Here is a 16,724-nt window from a genome sequence, read left to right on the forward strand (position 1 = left end):
ACTCCTTTTCTTTTCATTCCTGATTTTTCAGCGTAATCGTCAAAACCACCAACAAAAGCAAAGAAACCGTCCAAATTGCCTTTCCCCGCATGACCGGTGCCAAGCAAGCACTCAAGACAGCCCCGGCGAAAAAGCCCACCACAATCGCCGAAGTGTACTTGATTTTAAAAGAAGCCGTGGGGTCCTTCGTAAAGAAAAAACCATAGGCATAGTCCGCAATCGACCGCAGATTTCCTGAAGTCATAGTAGTGGCATAGGGCAGCCCGGCCAAGCGACGATAAGTAGCGTATTGAATCGCCGCGAAAAAGGCCAAGGCGGAATTAATCAGCAGATTGCTGGTAATATCAGAAAACAACCCTACCAAAAAAATCCCCAATAACTCAATGGCCACCGCCGCATTTTGCCAAGTAAACGGACTTTTTTTCGGAAAACGATGCTTCAATAAATTGGTCATAAAGATCCCAATCATAAACATCCCAATGGGCAGTAAGTAACGGATGAGCTCATGATAGCGCCCTTGAGCCACACTGACCCCCATTAAAATCACATTACCGGACTGCATGCTGGCAAAAACCTCACCATGAAACAAATAGGTGTAGACGTCTAGAAAGCCCCCCGCCATGGCCAACAAAATCCCAATCGGTAGGCTCTCATGGACCACTACCCGTGAATCGACAAACTTTGGCATTCTCACTGGGCTACTCCTCTAAACTCGTGTAGACTTCCGAGACATCGTCATCGTCTTCCAGCTTGTCCACCAAACGTTGTAATTGTTCCTTTTGTTCTGGGGTCACTTCCGTAGTCGTGCTGGGCACCATGGTCAACTCTGCTTGGGCCAAAGTAAAGCCCGCTTCGGTCAACGCATCTCGCACCGCCGGGAAATCTTCTGGTGCCGTATAGATTTCAAAAACTTCTGGTGAGGTTAACAAATCCTCTCCACCGGCTTCTATCACAGCTTCTAGCATGGCATCTTCATCTAAATCTAGTCCTGGACGCTCGATTGCCATGTAGCCCCGGCGGTCAAACATGTAACTAACCGAGCCAGTTTCTCCAAGGTTGCCACCGTTGCGGGTAAATGCCACTCGCACATTGGTCGCCGTCCGATTACGGTTGTCCGTCAACGCATGGACTAAAATCGCCACGCCACCGGGACCGTACCCTTCGTAGCTGACTTCATCGTAGTTTTCCCCTTCTGTAGCACTGGTGGCCTTTTTAATGGCCCGGTCCACATTATCATTGGGCATATTGGCTGCTTTGGCCTTATCCATAACTAAGCGCAGCGCCGGATTCGTATCGGGATCTGGGCCACTGGCTTTCGCCGCCATATAGATTTCCCGGGAAAGCTTCTGAAAAATCTTGCCTCGTTTTGCATCTTGTGCATTTTTCCGTCCTTGAATATTGTTCCACTTACTATGTCCTGACATTCGACATCCTCCTCTACTCTTTTCACAGGTTCCCCTTTATTCTAGAACAAGCTTTGAGAAAAGCCCAAAGAAAAACCTTTTTGCCCTATAACTTCAATGAGTCCGCTGTTTTTTTACCAATAAGACCAACAAAATAATCAAAACCGCTGTCAGCGCCCCAGCAGAGTCCAACATGACATCTTCAAACAAAGGCGTCCGTCCCCCGGTCAATTGTTGATGAAATTCGTCCATTCCGGCATAGCCCGTAGCCGCCAACCAGCCGAAAAAGCCACTCCACCAAAAATTTTTCATCTTAAAATACAAGCCCAGACAAAAGCTTCCTCCCATGACAAAGTAGGTCATAAAGTGAGCCCCTTTGCGAATGAAAAACTCTACAAACTTGCTGTAACCTAAAGACTCCATACTCACCGGACTGCCCGCATACTCAAAGTGAATCTTGCCCAAAGTGTCCTTAAGAGGCTCTCCTTGAAGTAAGCGATCGATTAAGCCCACTTGGGACTGCTGCGCATAGGTTTGTGACGAGCTAATAAACAACACCACCATCACAGCGATGCCAATGGCAAAGTAAAAATTTGGTTGTTTCCAGATTTTTTTCACAGTTTTCACCTCTGTTTCATCTTATCACGTTTCTTTTCTAAACAAGAACTTTTCTAGCGTTTTTTCCAACAAAAGAAGACCAGCGAACAAAGTCGCTGGTCTCGAAAGTCTTTTTGATTTACATAGATACTGCAAAGTTTGGTTTGTAGTAAGAGTAAGAAGAAACTTTTACAACATCCCCTGGTTTTGGTGCGTGGATGTATTGGCCACCACCAAGGTAAATCCCCACGTGGTGAGAAGAACCAGGTGCGCCCCAGAATACCAAGTCGCCAACTTTAGCGGCATCGGCAGAAATGATTTGACCATTTCCTTCTTGAGCAGTTGTTACCCGACCGATTTCCCGGCCGTATGCTTCCCGATAAACGTAAGAAGTAAAGCCTGAGCAATCAAATCCACTTGGAGTAGAACCGCCCCATACATAAGGAGTGCCTAGATATTTATAAGCAGTACCAATCAAATCCCCGCTAGTTGAAGGAGTAGATGGCTTACTTGGTGTTTCAGCGTTCGAATTGCTATTGTTTGAATTATTCGAGTTACTATTCGAATTGTTACTGTTGGAACCACCAGTAGAGCCACCATTGTTTGAGCTGTTACCAGTATTTGAAGTCCCACCATTATTGGTATTAGAACCGCCAGTACCGTTGTTGCTGTTATTATCCTCACTTGGAGTCGTTGCTTCCGGCGTAGTGGATTCGGTTGTGGAGCTAGAATCCGGTGTGCTGGATGATTCCGGTGTGGAAGACTCAGCTGTTGTACTGCTTGTTGCAGTTTCTGTCGTAGCTGCTGTTGCTTGTTCTTGGGCTACTGCTGCTAAGCGTTGTTCTTCTGCCACTCGTGCTTTTTCAGCTTCGGCTTCAGCTTTCTTTTGTTCCAAATTAGCTTTTTCGCCTTCCGCTTCATTTTGTTCCAAGGCCAAGTCTGCTTTCATGACGTTTAAGTCAGCTTGTTTTGCAATTAGATCGCCTTTTTGGCTTTCCAATTCCACTTGGTTTTCTTGTAATTTTTCTTGTTTTGCTTCGATTTCGGCTTTTTTGTCTTCCACCGCTTGCTTGTCTTCTTTTTGTTGAATGACAAGGTCGTTGTTCGCATTGACGATGGTCGTCATAGCTTGGACTTTGCCGATTGCATCAGATACGGAGTCCGCATCTAAAACAGCGGTCAAAACAGAAGCGTTTTTGCCGTTTACTTGCATATCTCGGGCTTGATTTTGAATCTTTTCTTCCCGTTTTTCAATTCGTTTTTGCAAGCTTTCGATTTCACTTTGCAGCTTGTCTTGTTGTTCAGATAATTTAAGCGACTCAGTGACAAGCTTGTCAGCCTTTTTGGCGATGGAATCTACATCACTTTGTAACGCATCAATTTTTGCTTGAGCATCCGCTTGTTGACCCTTCAAGCTGGAAATTTTTTGATCTTGTTGTTCAATCTTCGTGTCGATTTCGTCCGCTGCTGCTGCTACTGGCGCTGCAACTGCAGTTAGTAACAATGAACATACCAACAATGCTGATAATCCACGTTTCTTCACTTTATCTTCCTCCGACTGGCTTTAGTGTATGAATTGAGTTCATTCATCTAGAGAGAATTTTAAGGTTCTTATCTCTTTCTTAACAAAGGAAATTGTACCATAGTGATATGACAGCCTTGTAAGGGGAATGTTACAGCTATGTTTCAATTCGTAAAACCCTTTCCCACCGGGGGTTTACAAGCAAAAAAAAAGCCTTCAAACGATTATTTGGCACCAAATAATCGTTTGAAGGGAAAGATAAATAGTACGAATAACAATAGGTTGATCAAAAGGGTTGGTCCTAATGAATGACTGATAAAGAAGCTGACTTTGACTGTGGTCAAATTGAATAACACTTGAATCAAAAGTGGTAAGACTTCATAGACCGTCACCAAGATGACCGTGCCAAAAAACATAGTAAAGATACTGCGATACAAAATGCTATGCAATAAATACATCAACCAAATAATTGCTGGAATTGTCACCGCATAAATGCCAATCACACTGATGTAATAGGTATCAAACAATAATCCTAACACCAAACCCGTAATCAACATGTAGCGTTTTGGCAACACGTGACAGCAAACCATCAAGGCAATTAAAAACAGGTGAGCATTTGCGAGATAGACGTTTTCCGTGACGTTGGTAAAAATCCGTGTCAGTTGGGAATCTACAAGCATCAAGATAAATAACGTAGGCGCCGCATAATAAGCCAGGTACTGCTTTTTCACGCTACTCGCCTCCCGCCATCCGGGTCACCACGGTTACCACGGAAATATCGTACATTTGTGCGTAAGGTTTTACGTAAACATTGCGATCCAGGCCAAAGGAATCGACTTTTGCTTCCACCACGGTGCCAATCGGCAAGTCTGCCGGGGAATTGCCCCCAAGGCCAGAAGTTTGAACTACGTCTCCTTCTTTAAACTCCGTGTTTCCGGTTAACTGATCCACGATTAAGGTGCCGGATTTTTCATCGTAGTTATTCAAGAGACCAAAGGATTCGCCACCTTCTGAGGAAATCCGAACTGGAAAATGATTCGATGTTTGATTGGAAGACGTCAATAATTCGACTTTTGCCGAGGTCAGACTTACTTCAATCACTCGCCCAATCAGACCTTTTTGTGACATCACGGCCATATTGTCTTCCAAGCCGTCTTTTGATCCCTTGTCGATAACCAAGATATCTTGCCAAGAATCCGGCGAGCGACTGATCACATTGGCGGTGACTTTTTCATAGTCGGATAAGGTTTCGTTCAAGGCAAGCTCTTCTTTCAGAGCCTTGATTTCACGATCTTTATTTTTATTTTGTTGAACCGCATTATCGTAGGTATCCAGCTGTTCTTTCAAGCGCTCATTTTCATGGTAGGTATCCAAGAGGCCTTGAACATCCGCCACTCGATTTTCGACAAACTTAACCGGCGCTGACACCACCCGATCCATAATGGCGACACTGTCATTAACCACGGATTGAACCACATTTGGCTTGCCTCCAGAGGACCGCTTGGCCAAGGTCACGCTCAGCATGGTCACCACGATGATCCCCAAGATCAATGCGATGATAATATTTTTATTGGGATTAAACTTTTTCACAAGGACACCTCGACTGCATTTAGACTGTAGCTTCAATTTTACCACTCTTCTCGGGGAAAACCTAGGTAAACCCAAGGGAGCATGGCACTCTTAAGTTTTTTTTTCCATTCCTAGTCGCGACTTTGCACCACGGCAATGACACCCTCACTAAAAGAAAAGCCGGCCGTATCCGTGACAAACTCATTACTAGCATAAGAAGTGGGTACAAGCACTTGCTGACGCTCCAGCAGATACTTGCTCTTGGTCAAGGTCAAATCACGCACCGGGGTCAAACAGCAATAGGCCAGATACTTCATCCCCGGCTCTTGCTGAATTTCATAACTTCCTGGACCATAGTAAGTCAAAGAATTTTGTCGGTCTGCTAGGCGAATCTGCCGTAAAAACGGCTGAAAGCGGGGTTCTAAGCCCAACCAGAGATTGGCTAAGAAATGATCTAAGCGGCCCCCCGTGGCACCAATTAACGTTACTTGGGCCAAAGGTTCCCCGGTAAAAACCGCAGAAAGGCCCAATTGCGTATCCGTATCGTCTTTTTCCGGGTGGGAGCGCTGAACTTCACCGGCTGTATCAAAGACTCGCTTTCGTTCTGCCTCGTTTAAGGAATCAAAATCCCCCACCGCTAAATCCAAAGGCAGTCCTTGCTCCAACAAATACCAAGCTCCCCGGTCAATGCCCACATAATACTCGAAATCAGCCAACAATGGCCAATCAGCTGGATTGCCCCCGGCTACCACTAGGGTCTTCATTGCTCTAGCACATCTTTCAAGGCTTGAATTCGCTCAGCAGGATTTTCCGCATCATAAATATACGAACCTGCCACAAATACATCCGCTCCGGCATCCCGGCAAGCGCCAATCGTTTGATCCGTTACACCACCATCTACTTCGATTTCATAGGTATAACCTTTGCTACGACGAATTTCAGCCAAAGCAGTCACTTTTTCCAAGCACTCCGGTAAAAATTTCTGCCCCCCAAAGCCGGGATTCACGGTCATAACCAAAACCATATCCACTAAAGACAAGACCGGTTCAATGGCGCTCACCGGTGTGCCGGGATTAATGGTTACCGCAGCCTTCACCCCAAAGGATTTAATCAATTGCAAAACTCGGTGAATGTGCGGGGTCGCTTCCACGTGAACATTAATCAGATCTGCTCCGGCATTCGCAAAAGCTTCCACGTAGCGCTCTGGTTGCTCAATCATCAAATGACAATCCAAAGGCAACTTCGTAAAAGGCCGAATCGCGGCCACTACATTGGGGCCAAAGGTAATATTGGGCACAAAATGACCGTCCATAATATCCACATGGAGCACGTCCACTTGGTTTTCTTCGACTAATTCAATATCCCGTTGTAAATTGGCAAAATCTGCGCTTAAAATTGATGGTGCAATCTTCATGATTTTCTCTCCTTGCTCTTCTTTTATGTGTATGGCTTATTTTTTCTTTCGATATACCGGGCGGCGTTTTTCGATTTCTTCTAAAAACTGCTGGTAGTCTTCGTAGCGACTCACCGCGATACTACCCTCTTCCACTCGTCTTTTGACCTCACAGCCCGGCTCTTTTATGTGCATGCACTCGCGAAACTTACACAAAGGCGCCGCTTGGACAAACTCTGGAAACAACCGTGGCAGCTCCCGACTTTCGATATCCAAAAAGTCAATGGAACTAAACCCTGGGGTATCCGCCACTAGCCCACCGGCAATCGGTAACAGTTCCACATGACGGGTGGTGTGCTTTCCTCGGCCAAGTGATTCCGAGATTTCCCCGGTAGCCAGTTCTAATTCCGGCACCAATTTATTTAAAAGGGTGGACTTTCCTGCCCCAGACTGCCCCATAAAGACCGTCAGCCCACTGGCAAAAATTCGAAACAGCGCTCGCTGATTGGTCTCTTCATCAGGAGAGGCAATCACCTGATAGCCGATTGCTTCATAGCGCTTAGTTATCAGCTTCGCCAGAGTATCATCCGGCATCAGATCCAGCTTACTCAAGTAAATCACCGGCTCGATGTCCTTATACTCCAATGTCACCAAGAAACGATCCAATAAATTAAATGAAAAAGCCGGTTCCACGAGGCTAATCACGATCACCCCGGTATCTACATTGGCCACCGGTGGCCGGACCAACTCATTTTTTCGAGGGAGGACTTCCAGCAAGTAGCCATCCGTCAAATTGCTACTCTCAAAGACCACCTGATCTCCTACCAAGGGCGTGATTTTGCGATTGCGGAAATTCCCTCGGGCCCGCGTTTGATACGTCGTTCCCTCCGACTCTATGTAATAAAACCCGCTTAAAGCCTTGCGAATCTGTCCTTTCATGGAAGAGCTCCTTTCTTACAGAAACATGGCCAATCCCTCAGCCGTCTACTTTCCCGTTTATTCTATCATATTTTTAGGGCAAAAAAGAAAACAAGAGGAACCTTCCTGATAAACTCATCAGAAACCTCTTGCTTCTTTTAGCTGATTCTCATTGACCGCCCCAGAGAGCGACGGGTTACTACTTAGATTTGAAAATTTGATAGGCTTGCTGGGATTGCTCGCTAGCCAAAGGACTGTCCTTCATCGGCGTCAAGGTGAAGTTCGGTGCCTTGATTTTCTTGACCCTTGCCTTCAGTTGCAGTGTCGACAGCTGGGTTCCTTTCAAGCGATACTTGCCACCTAATAAATCAGGAATTTCAAAAATCCCCTCTTCATTTGTGGTCGTCACGATTGGCTGCCCTTCACGGTAAATCGGCCGTTTGCCATTCGCCGTGAAAATTCCAAATTCCGCCTGAGGTATGCCCTGTCCTGCTTGATCCACCAGTTGGAATTTCAACTGATACCGTCTACGGTGAATCAAGACACTCCGAATCCAAAGACCAATCAAGGTTAATAGAAGAATCGCCGACAAAATCGCACCGGCCAAAATCAACACTTGCTCCCATGTCCGCTTGTTATCGGATTTGTCGATTTCCTTCTTCATTTCCGGCACGTAAGGAATTCGATGTCCCCGCACGAGCAAGCGGTGGGTATTGATCATGTAAGGCGTACAAGTGAGCAACGTAACCAAATCTTGTCCTTGCTCAATCTGCAAATCCTCGGTCACCGTGGGCTCGATTTCCTTAATCTGATCTACCTCATAAGCCAAAGTCTCATTGTTGATCTCAATGTAAAAATGATCCCCCTTGGTAAGCTCCGGCAAGTCCGTAAACAACTTTGCTTCTGGCAAACCCCGGTGGGCCGAAATCACACTATGGGTATTTTCACCCCCAGTAGGATAAGAAGTCCCTTCTAGCAAAGTCGCCCCTTTGTTCAAAAAGACTTCCGTCGTCCGGTCGAAAATCGGTAACTTTACATCGATTTTCGGAATCCGAATCACTCCGATTGTATGACTCTCATAGTAATCCTTTGAAGGCGCTGGCTCATTTTCTTCCTTGCGTTCATCCGCAAAAGGATCCGTCCCTGGATTAGTCCCCTCTTCGGCAATCTGCTTGTTCCGAGCCTCTTGCTCCGCCTTGATTTTCGCCATGGCCGCTTCATTTTCATGATTGGCCTTCTTTTGATAGTAGGAAATAATCTGTTGGTCGACGATTTCATTGAGCTTGTCACTGACCAAAGGATACAAAAGCGCGCTTACCCCCACGATCAGCACCGCAATCATCACAATATCCGCGATTAAGCGCTTATGTAAACCGCCTTTGGCATTTCCCTTGCCCTGCTTCCTCCTTGATTCCTTCATCTTACGGTCATCCCTTCTCTTTACACAAAAATGCCGACAGGACTTTTGCGCTTCTTTCAAGCCCATGCCCTGTCGACATCATACGTCTTCGTCCTAGGATAACTTTAGCACATTCTACTCAGAAACCCTAGTGCTTTTTTACTACTTAACCTTCGATTTGACGACGGCCTTTCGTGAAGTAAAGAACTGCGCCACCTACTGCCACAACACCGATCAAGACGAAGGCCACGATCCCAGAACCACCGGTTGATGGAAGGGAGCCTTTGTGTTTGTTGGCAACGTTTAATCTAATTGTGCCATTATCAGCAGTAAAGTGTACTTCACTAGCCAACAAAGCGTATCCATCAGGTGCAACGAATTCTTTTAGTGAGTAATCAATATTCACACCTGCTTCTTTTTGCGCTAATCCCGCTACAGAGAATTGGCCATTTGCAGCGGATTCTAAGACTGTTACCACAAAACCTACAGGGAATGTAGGTACGCCATTAGTTACGCCAGTGGCTGCGCTCCAAGCTTGTTTGCCGTCTTTTGTTCCTAGATACAAATCACCTTTTTTCACGTAGAATCTCGCACCAGCTAGTGGCGCTTGGGTATCTCCATCGATTTTCAAGAAACTCTTACCAAATGTTTTCACTTGATCTGTATCGGTTTTAGGAGCAAAGTCATTGTCAAACGTGATTTTATTCTCTATCTCAGTATCTAAATTAGCGCCTGGTTTAACTGCCATCTTCACTTTAAACGAAATGGTTTCTCCAGCATGGGCCTTAAGACTATCTAGATCAAAATTCACTGTAAAGGTATTACCAGAAATAGTAACTCCAGTAACCAGATCAGCCAAACTAGTCATGCTGCCTTTAATTTCAGCAAGCAAAGCTGCATCGGTGGCATTCACAAGCCCTAATTCTTCATCAAATTCATCAATCAAACTAAAAGTCGTATAGTTTTTAATATCTGTAGGGATTTTTTGAGTAATCGTAAAGTTAATTACTTGATCTGTATCTACATCTTTGTCGTCTGCATCTTTGGTAGGTGCTGGCACTTGATAGTTATAAGCACTAGCCGTATTTTTGTTTTCTTGCTTTGTAGTAGTGATATCATAGTAATCGTATGTGATCGTCATATCAGCACTTACATGGGCAGTAACTAGTGGATTTTTAGCAGCTGCATAGTGGTATAGCGTTGAATTTTCCGCTTGCGCACCCGCTTTGGAAACTGCCGAATCAATTTCATAAAACTGGTAATCTCCTGGATCCAATACTAAGTTAGGCACTGAAACGACCCCGCCGGCTGCCGAAGCGATTTGTGTAGTTTGTGCAAGAGCTTGTTCTTCCGTCAGATCAAAAGCTCTTGTAGTGGTATTATAGTAGCTGCCATTCTGTCCTTTCAAAATGAACTTGGCTCCGGCTAAACCTCCCTCTTCAAGGTCACCTTCTGCATCGACACCATATTTAGTAAATCCTAGAGTTAACTCACTATATTCATTTTTTGGATAAACATGTACAGTTTCTTTTTCAATATCAGTACCTTCATTATAAACTGGCAAGCCCAAAACAAACGGCATTGATGCCCCTTGCACAACCCCTGCTGGAGAAGTGGTTTCGATGAAGAGATAGATTGCATTCCGTCCGCCACTCTTCTTAGGTAAAGCTTTAGTCGCTATACCATCAGTATCTGTCGCAGCAAATGCAGTTCCACCAGTCACAGTATTCTTCAAAGCTAAGACAGCAGTAGTTGCTGCACTTGACTTCTCCGCATCAGTTCCTGTTGCTTCATCATAAGCTTCCCAATATGCGGTTGTCACATCATAAGCTGTAAAGATTGCCCCAGCTAATGGATCTCCGCCAAAGTCATCCATTAAGTCCCCAGTATTTTTTTTATCTGCTGGCATTGTTGCAAATTTCCGTTTGTGCAGGGTTACTGTTTGGTTGGGTTTTTCGGTCCCCATTACATCCTTCATTCCTCCAAGTCCTAAAAATAGAGGTAACACCATAATAATCCCCAATATGATTGTAACTAATTTTCTTCTCCTCATTCTCGTTCACTCCCATTCTTTTTATTTTTTTGCCATAATGCGATTGCAACTCCTGCAATCAAAATGGCCCCCAACCAGATAAAGCTGCTATTTTTTGTTTCCCCGGTTTTCGGTAATGCTTTGCGTGGTGTTTCTGTAGTTGATGGTGTCGTCGTTTCTGGACCAGAAGTATCTGGCAAGACTGGTTTTCCCGGTGTTTTCAGATTGACTACCTTCAAGACACCTGTGTCGCCAGCTGTGTAACTACCATCGGAAACAGTGAAGCTGACTGGTGTAGTGCTCAACTCGTATCCAGTCGGTGCTACCGTTTCTTCCAAGGTGTACTCACCAAAGGTCAAGCCATTGATTTCAAATTGACCTTTGTCTCCTGATTCCACAACAACCAAGTTTTCTGCTTTAGCATCATCAACCCAAGCATAGCCTACCGCAGTTTTACTCAAATATTGTTTGTTTCCATTGCGAATCTGGAATTTTGCTCCGGATAAAAGGATAGCGTCGTCTGTCAAATCCACTTTGACAAAGCGTTTGCCCCCGGTTTTCACTTCGACTTCTCGAGTTTTTTCCTCAAAATCAGTTACCAACCAAGCGTGATTTTTGAACGCATTGGTTTCTGTTTTCGTTTCTACTAACTGAGTTTGGTATTGGAAGACAATATCTTCACCAATATGCTCGTTCAAAGCTTCAAAATCCATGAACTTCACAGTGAAACCTGATTCAGTTTCTACTAGCTCATAAAGGGGGGCTGCTGACTCGCCTGCGATTGTCACTTGTAAAGTACCCATTTGGTAGGCAAGCCCTGAATCAGCCTCATCACTTACCTCAAATTTTTGGTACTTTTCAATATCAACAGGAACTTTAGTAGAGATTTCATAAGTTAAAATATCTCCAAATTGATAACTTCCTGCTTGATCAACGACAATTTTTTCAAAAGGTGGCTCTTCATGTACTTTCTCTTCATTCTTAGGGAACAAATGAATCGTGGAAAGTAGCTCTTCTCCTTCTGTGTATACCGGCAAGACAACCATCATATTTTTTGCCTTTGTCTCAATAACTTCTGGTGCTTGTGATTCGTGGAATAGATACACTTTATCTCGTCCCAAATCATCTGTAGCCGGAAGAGTAAAGCTCGCAACACCCTTGTCACCATTCACATCTGTTGCAGTAATTTGAGTAGCTAGAGCAACTCCCAAATCATCGTCTGCTAACTGGCTTAGAGCCAATTGCGCTGCTTCAATAGTAGAACCACCACTGCGCATTTCATAAAATTTTTCCGTCATATCATAGACTTCAAATGTCACACCATTTAAGCCACGATATTCTTGTAATAAGTCTTGATGTTCCCCTGCTAGATTCCCCGTATTAGCAATCTCTTCTGGCAGTTCTCCATTTGGAAAAGCAATTTTATGCAAGATGATATTTACGTCATTACTTTCTAGCTCAGCTCCATTTACACGATTTCCATTCATCGAGAAAATTGGTAGCAAGAGAAGCAGAAGGCTAAGGTATTTAAACATCTTTTTCATCTTACGCCACCTCCTGATCTTTGCGTTGAAGGAAGTATAAACCAGTTGACAAGAGTCCCAAGACCCCTACTGTGACAAAGAACATCGTACCGGATCCTCCGGTTGATGGCAGAGGAGTTTTTTTCTTGTTGATAACGCTGAAAGAGATAGTGTTATTATCAGAACCTGTTGTTTTAATTGCTACAGCAAGTGGTAACCCAGATTCACTTTCTGTCTGCGTTGGATCATTTGTAACCTCATAGCCACTTACTGTTACATCACCTTGAGTTGAGATGATAATAGTAATTGATTCGCTTAGCCCAACAAAACCATCCGGTGATTTGGTTTCTGTTAATTGGTAAGTTCCAGGTTTCAAATTATTAAAAGTGAACGTGTCTGTTTCTGGATCATCAGTTTTCGGTACTTGTTGATTGACACCATTTCCGGTTAGTGTAAATACCGCACCTTTTAGTTTACCTTCAAGATCGTCTTCCTTATTCACGGTTAAGTCAAAGTCTTTGATAGTATTCATGATGTCTGTGAAAGAAATCTTGATAGTATCTCCCTTACTATCTACGATAATTTTTATATCTTGATCAAGATTGGTATTTTTTTCAAAAGTTGGGACACCGTGTTTACCAATCGTCAGTTTGCCAATATACCCAAGAGCTTTATAGCCTGCTGGCGCTTTTGTTTCGTATAAATCATAGGTGTCTTGAGCAAGGTTTTTTAATTGATGTAATCCTTCCGTAATTGTACTTTCAGAGAATGTCTCAATAATCGTTTCACCTTGTTGTAAGGTAAAGGTTGCTCCCACTAATGCTCCATCTGCTCCTTTTTTGTTTAAGCTAACTTCGATTGGTTTAAGAACGTTATTGATATCCGAAAAAGCAATTTTGATAGTGTCGCCCCTACTATCCACACTGACAGTCACATCCTGATCGATTTCACTATTTTTCTCAAATTTTGGAACACCATACCTATCAATCGTTAGCTTTCCGATACGCTGAAGCGCTTTATATCCTTCTGGTGCAACTGTTTCGTATAAGTCATAGACATCTGGAGTAACTTCAGTCAACTGGTATAAGCCTGTTGTATTTCCATTTTTCTTAAATGTCTCAACTATGTTGTCACCTTTTTTCAAGACAAAAGTTGCTCCATCTAGTGCTTCACCTGAGCCTTTTTTGTTTAGCGTAATTTCAATTGGTTTGAGAGTGTTAGTTACACTTGGTAAAGTGCTCTCTTTATCACCTTCAAGTTTTTTTATAACGCCTTCTTCATCAACTCTAACTGTAATCGGAGACATTGTCTCATGCCCTACTGGAGTTTTAATTTCAGTTAAAGTATAATCCCCCGGCACGACTGCTGTAAAAGTAACTTTTCCATCATCTCCAGTAATATTTGAGGTATACGTCCTTCCATTACCCGTTAATGTGAACTGAGCGCCTTCTAACGTCTCTTCTAACGTATTAATTTTTGTGAATGAAACATCTTTCGGTGCTAGCTTCACTGACGGTACTGCATAATATTTATTCGTACCATCCCCATTTACAAGGTAAGTTGTTTTATTTGTCGGATAGAATTTACCATCTTGATAAGCCTCTTTTAGTGTCACTTTGTAGGTAATACGATACCCTTGCCTACCAGATGAATCCAAACCTAAGTTGACATTATTAACAGTAACCTGATCATTTTTGGCCGTGGCAACAATTTCACTCGAACCACTCGGTGGACTAGCAGTTAAGATTCCTGTACTTGATAACGAGAGAGTAGCAGTTGTGAGTGAAGCTTCATCTAAAGTTACATACTGACTCATTGGATCAATAATCGTAGCATTTGCAATCGTATAAATTAAATTCGACACCGAATTCTTTAAAGCTGCTACTAATGCATCAGTAGAACTTGCGGCAAAAGCCCCGTTCGGTCCTAAAGCTTGCACTACTTCATTTGCTTCTGCTCCGGTGTGGAACCCGACAGAATAAAAGTAGGAACCTGGATATAACTCGTAGTGCTCCTCAGCAAAATCAATATTAGGTTGTTTTGAAGCAATGGCATTTTGTCCGCTAGTTTCGCCAGTCCCTTCTTTCCAAATGGTGCTGTACCTCAAAATCCGATTACTACTCACGCGCCACTTAGTTGCACTACTTAAACTGTAGTTAGAACTTGGATAAAAAGTAGGTATCCCATCAGTGATAGTAACCATGACCTTCTTAGCAGATGCTCTAGCTCCAGCTGTTGTATCATAGAGTAGTGATAAGCCTGCATCAATCCCGATAAAGGTTGGTGTCCCACTACTATAAATATGATCAAGAGGAGTCGGGTTAGTAGTATAAAGCGGATGGCCGGTAATATCTGTTGCTTTAGTTGTAAAACCGTTCCTAAGCGTAGTATTCGTTAAATTTGAAAAGGAAGCTATATCTGCACAAATATCTAAAGCTCCATTAGAACTAAACCCCACCATACCAATCTGAATCCGGCCCGGGTTAGCATTATTTTCTTTTAAAATATCAGTTGTAAAAGTACTCACCGCAGACTTTAATTGATTCCAACGAGTAGGATTATCAGAGTTCATACTGCTAGACTTATCCAATACCAAAACAATATCTACATCTGAAAACGGTCTAATCGCATCCCCAATAGTGTCTAATTGCACTTGGAAAATATTGGGATCTGCTGTTGGACTGACAGTTTTCTTCGTATTAAGCCGGCCTGCTGTGGCACTTCCATACTCATGGTAACCAGTTCTTAAATTTAATGCCCCAGTACTTGTATTGTAGAGGTCTATGCTGTCATTCTTGCCTGTCGTCGTACCATAATTATAGTTACGGATATTGGTCGAAGTTGCGATAGCTGCTCCTGAGTGTGAGTAGCTATTGGACTGATGCGTCGGATAAGTTCCTGCTGTATCGGTAGTATAGTCAAATGGATCGACAGGGGTCGCTAGTAACTGCGGACCCATCAAGGAAACGATTCCTTGATATTGTGCACGTTCCACAGGCTCTTCAACGCTAGTAACCTCATCGACAGTATCATCATGGGTATCCGAACTTTTAGTAATCGTATTTTCTTCTTCAGTCGTTTCTTTCATTTCGGGCGTTTCTGTTACAACTTCTTTTGCAACCTCACTTTCTGATGTGAGCGTCTCACCCTCAATTGCAACTGTTTCGGAATTAATCGTCGAACTTTCTTCGACTACTTCCTCCACTATCGCTGGAATCTCAAAATTAACACCAGGTACATTTTCCAATAAGTTAACCGGCTCGCTTACTACTGTGGGCTGTGCCTCAGTTTCAGCATCAGCGGTTGCATCAGTCGTTACTGTTGCCGCCATTGTCATAGCTTCATTAGTAGCTGGAACGGTCACAAGTTTGGGTGTTACCACCAGATTGCTGATTTGACGGGTCGTTACAAAAGAAATAGTAGTTTCTCCACTCATCGAACCCGTCACTTGTTCACTAAACCCGCCTTGAATGTAATCATCCCCATAGTTACTTTCAAAGACCATTTCCTGATTAGTTGATTGAATTTGTTCCGGTACTACTGACGATTCGCCTGCCACTAGATCCACCATAAAACGAGTTGGTGAATCATACGCTCCCTTTTTGAGACTGACTGTCCACTTAATCGTATCGTTATCGACTAATTCATAGGCCATGGTTGCTGAACTACCATTCACATCAAATAAGTTTTTGGTAGTCTCGTCTTTCGTGATTGCAATTGCAGTGATACCACAAAAGGCTGTGACGAATACCTGAGCCAGTACCATGAATAGACCGGAAAGGGTGAACAGCTTTTTCCGTACCTTCATCATTCTTTTCCCCCCCTTTTACAACTAAAATAAAATAATACCCAACTTTATTCTTTTCCCCCCCTTTTACAACTAAAATAAAATAATACCCAACTTTATTCTTTCCCCCCCCTTTTACAACTAAAATAAAATAATACCCAACTTTATAATGCTTGTTTTTTTAAGTCATTACAAAGTCGTTTCCATCAGCCAAAAAACATAAAAACATTTTATTTATGGCTTTCCAATTATTTTATTTTTTATTTAACGAAAGTTTTTTCTTCATATTCTGTTTTTTATGAATTTATATATCTTCTTTCGTAAAATAATTAAATGACAATATGTTTTCAAACAAATTCCACATATTGTGTATTACTTAACAATAAATAGAACGAACATTCTGATAATTAATGTATATTTCTTATTCTGCGACTTTCTTCTTCTCCTGATTTCGATGTTTTCTTCAATGAAACGACAATTCATTCAGTCGCTTATTTTTGGTTGAAATATTTCACAGCCTTTTATTTTTTTAGAAGCTGCTAGTTCTATTTTCGAACTCGACCATTTTTCTCAGAAAGCTT

Annotated in this window: 13 protein-coding genes; all 13 read right to left on the reverse strand. The window is 43.1% G+C overall.

Annotation, left to right across the window (positions count from 1 at the left end; all coding sequences use genetic code 11):
- Positions 1-13: 13 nt before the first annotated feature.
- The 13 genes from I579_RS02985 to I579_RS03045 all read right to left on the reverse strand — a co-directional run bounded on the left by I579_RS02985 (position 14) and on the right by I579_RS03045 (position 16,167).
- Entirely contained in the window at positions 14-688 is a 675-nt protein-coding gene (locus I579_RS02985) for a YoaK family protein (protein ID WP_016249769.1), read from the reverse strand.
- A 10-nt stretch (positions 689-698) separates the two neighbouring features.
- The gene (locus tag I579_RS02990; RefSeq protein ID WP_010754896.1) at positions 699-1,424 is read right to left on the reverse strand and encodes a YebC/PmpR family DNA-binding transcriptional regulator; all 726 of its coding nucleotides are present in this window, start codon (positions 1,422-1,424) and stop codon (positions 699-701) included.
- A 93-nt stretch (positions 1,425-1,517) separates the two neighbouring features.
- On the reverse strand, positions 1,518-2,021 hold the full coding sequence (locus I579_RS02995; RefSeq protein WP_010754897.1) for a VanZ family protein: 504 nt from the start codon (positions 2,019-2,021) through the stop codon (positions 1,518-1,520).
- A 118-nt stretch (positions 2,022-2,139) separates the two neighbouring features.
- Entirely contained in the window at positions 2,140-3,543 is a 1,404-nt protein-coding gene (locus I579_RS03000; RefSeq protein ID WP_010754898.1) for a C40 family peptidase, read from the reverse strand.
- A 203-nt stretch (positions 3,544-3,746) separates the two neighbouring features.
- A complete protein-coding gene (gene mreD / locus I579_RS03005; RefSeq protein WP_010754899.1) occupies positions 3,747-4,253 on the reverse strand; it encodes a rod shape-determining protein MreD in 507 nt (168 codons plus the stop codon).
- Position 4,254: 1 nt separating this feature from the next.
- The gene (mreC, locus tag I579_RS03010; RefSeq protein ID WP_010754900.1) at positions 4,255-5,112 is read right to left on the reverse strand and encodes a rod shape-determining protein MreC; all 858 of its coding nucleotides are present in this window, start codon (positions 5,110-5,112) and stop codon (positions 4,255-4,257) included.
- A gap of 110 nt (positions 5,113-5,222) precedes the next feature.
- Positions 5,223-5,855 (reverse strand): thiamine diphosphokinase, encoded by a 633-nt coding sequence (locus I579_RS03015; protein WP_010754901.1) that lies wholly within the window; start codon positions 5,853-5,855, stop codon positions 5,223-5,225.
- Positions 5,852-6,505, reverse strand: a complete 654-nt coding sequence (gene rpe, locus I579_RS03020) for a ribulose-phosphate 3-epimerase (protein ID WP_010754902.1) — start codon at positions 6,503-6,505, stop codon at positions 5,852-5,854. Before rpe ends, I579_RS03015 begins: the two co-directional genes overlap by 4 nt.
- A gap of 36 nt (positions 6,506-6,541) precedes the next feature.
- Positions 6,542-7,423 (reverse strand): ribosome small subunit-dependent GTPase A, encoded by an 882-nt coding sequence (gene rsgA / locus I579_RS03025; RefSeq protein WP_010754903.1) that lies wholly within the window; start codon positions 7,421-7,423, stop codon positions 6,542-6,544.
- Between the two features lie 178 nt (positions 7,424-7,601).
- The gene (locus I579_RS13060) at positions 7,602-8,822 is read right to left on the reverse strand and encodes a class C sortase (RefSeq protein ID WP_010754904.1); all 1,221 of its coding nucleotides are present in this window, start codon (positions 8,820-8,822) and stop codon (positions 7,602-7,604) included.
- Between the two features lie 145 nt (positions 8,823-8,967).
- Positions 8,968-10,854, reverse strand: coding sequence for a pilin N-terminal domain-containing protein (locus tag I579_RS03035; protein ID WP_010754905.1), 1,887 nt, complete (start codon positions 10,852-10,854; stop codon positions 8,968-8,970).
- Entirely contained in the window at positions 10,851-12,377 is a 1,527-nt protein-coding gene (locus I579_RS03040) for a SpaH/EbpB family LPXTG-anchored major pilin (RefSeq protein ID WP_010754906.1), read from the reverse strand. Before I579_RS03040 ends, I579_RS03035 begins: the two co-directional genes overlap by 4 nt.
- A gap of 1 nt (position 12,378) precedes the next feature.
- The gene (locus tag I579_RS03045; protein WP_010754907.1) at positions 12,379-16,167 is read right to left on the reverse strand and encodes a vWA domain-containing protein; all 3,789 of its coding nucleotides are present in this window, start codon (positions 16,165-16,167) and stop codon (positions 12,379-12,381) included.
- Between the last annotated feature and the right edge of the window lie 557 nt (positions 16,168-16,724).

Origin of the sequence: Enterococcus asini ATCC 700915 (genome assembly GCF_000407365.1) — a bacterium.
GTDB lineage: Bacteria > Bacillota > Bacilli > Lactobacillales > Enterococcaceae > Enterococcus_C > Enterococcus_C asini.

What these genes read in the sequence shown, in the direction of transcription:
- I579_RS03045 (WP_010754907.1), bottom strand. Translation starts at nt 16,167, where the DNA reads ATGATGAAGGTACGGAAAAAGCTGTTCACCCTTTCCGGTCTATTCATG.
- rsgA (WP_010754903.1), bottom strand. Translation starts at nt 7,423, where the DNA reads ATGAAAGGACAGATTCGCAAGGCTTTAAGCGGGTTTTATTACATAGAG.
- rpe (WP_010754902.1), bottom strand. Translation starts at nt 6,505, where the DNA reads ATGAAGATTGCACCATCAATTTTAAGCGCAGATTTTGCCAATTTACAA.
- I579_RS02990 (WP_010754896.1), bottom strand. Translation starts at nt 1,424, where the DNA reads ATGTCAGGACATAGTAAGTGGAACAATATTCAAGGACGGAAAAATGCA.
- I579_RS03035 (WP_010754905.1), bottom strand. Translation starts at nt 10,854, where the DNA reads ATGAGGAGAAGAAAATTAGTTACAATCATATTGGGGATTATTATGGTG.
- I579_RS13060 (WP_010754904.1), bottom strand. Translation starts at nt 8,822, where the DNA reads ATGAAGGAATCAAGGAGGAAGCAGGGCAAGGGAAATGCCAAAGGCGGT.
- I579_RS03040 (WP_010754906.1), bottom strand. Translation starts at nt 12,377, where the DNA reads ATGAAAAAGATGTTTAAATACCTTAGCCTTCTGCTTCTCTTGCTACCA.
- I579_RS03015 (WP_010754901.1), bottom strand. Translation starts at nt 5,855, where the DNA reads ATGAAGACCCTAGTGGTAGCCGGGGGCAATCCAGCTGATTGGCCATTG.
- I579_RS02985 (WP_016249769.1), bottom strand. Translation starts at nt 688, where the DNA reads ATGCCAAAGTTTGTCGATTCACGGGTAGTGGTCCATGAGAGCCTACCG.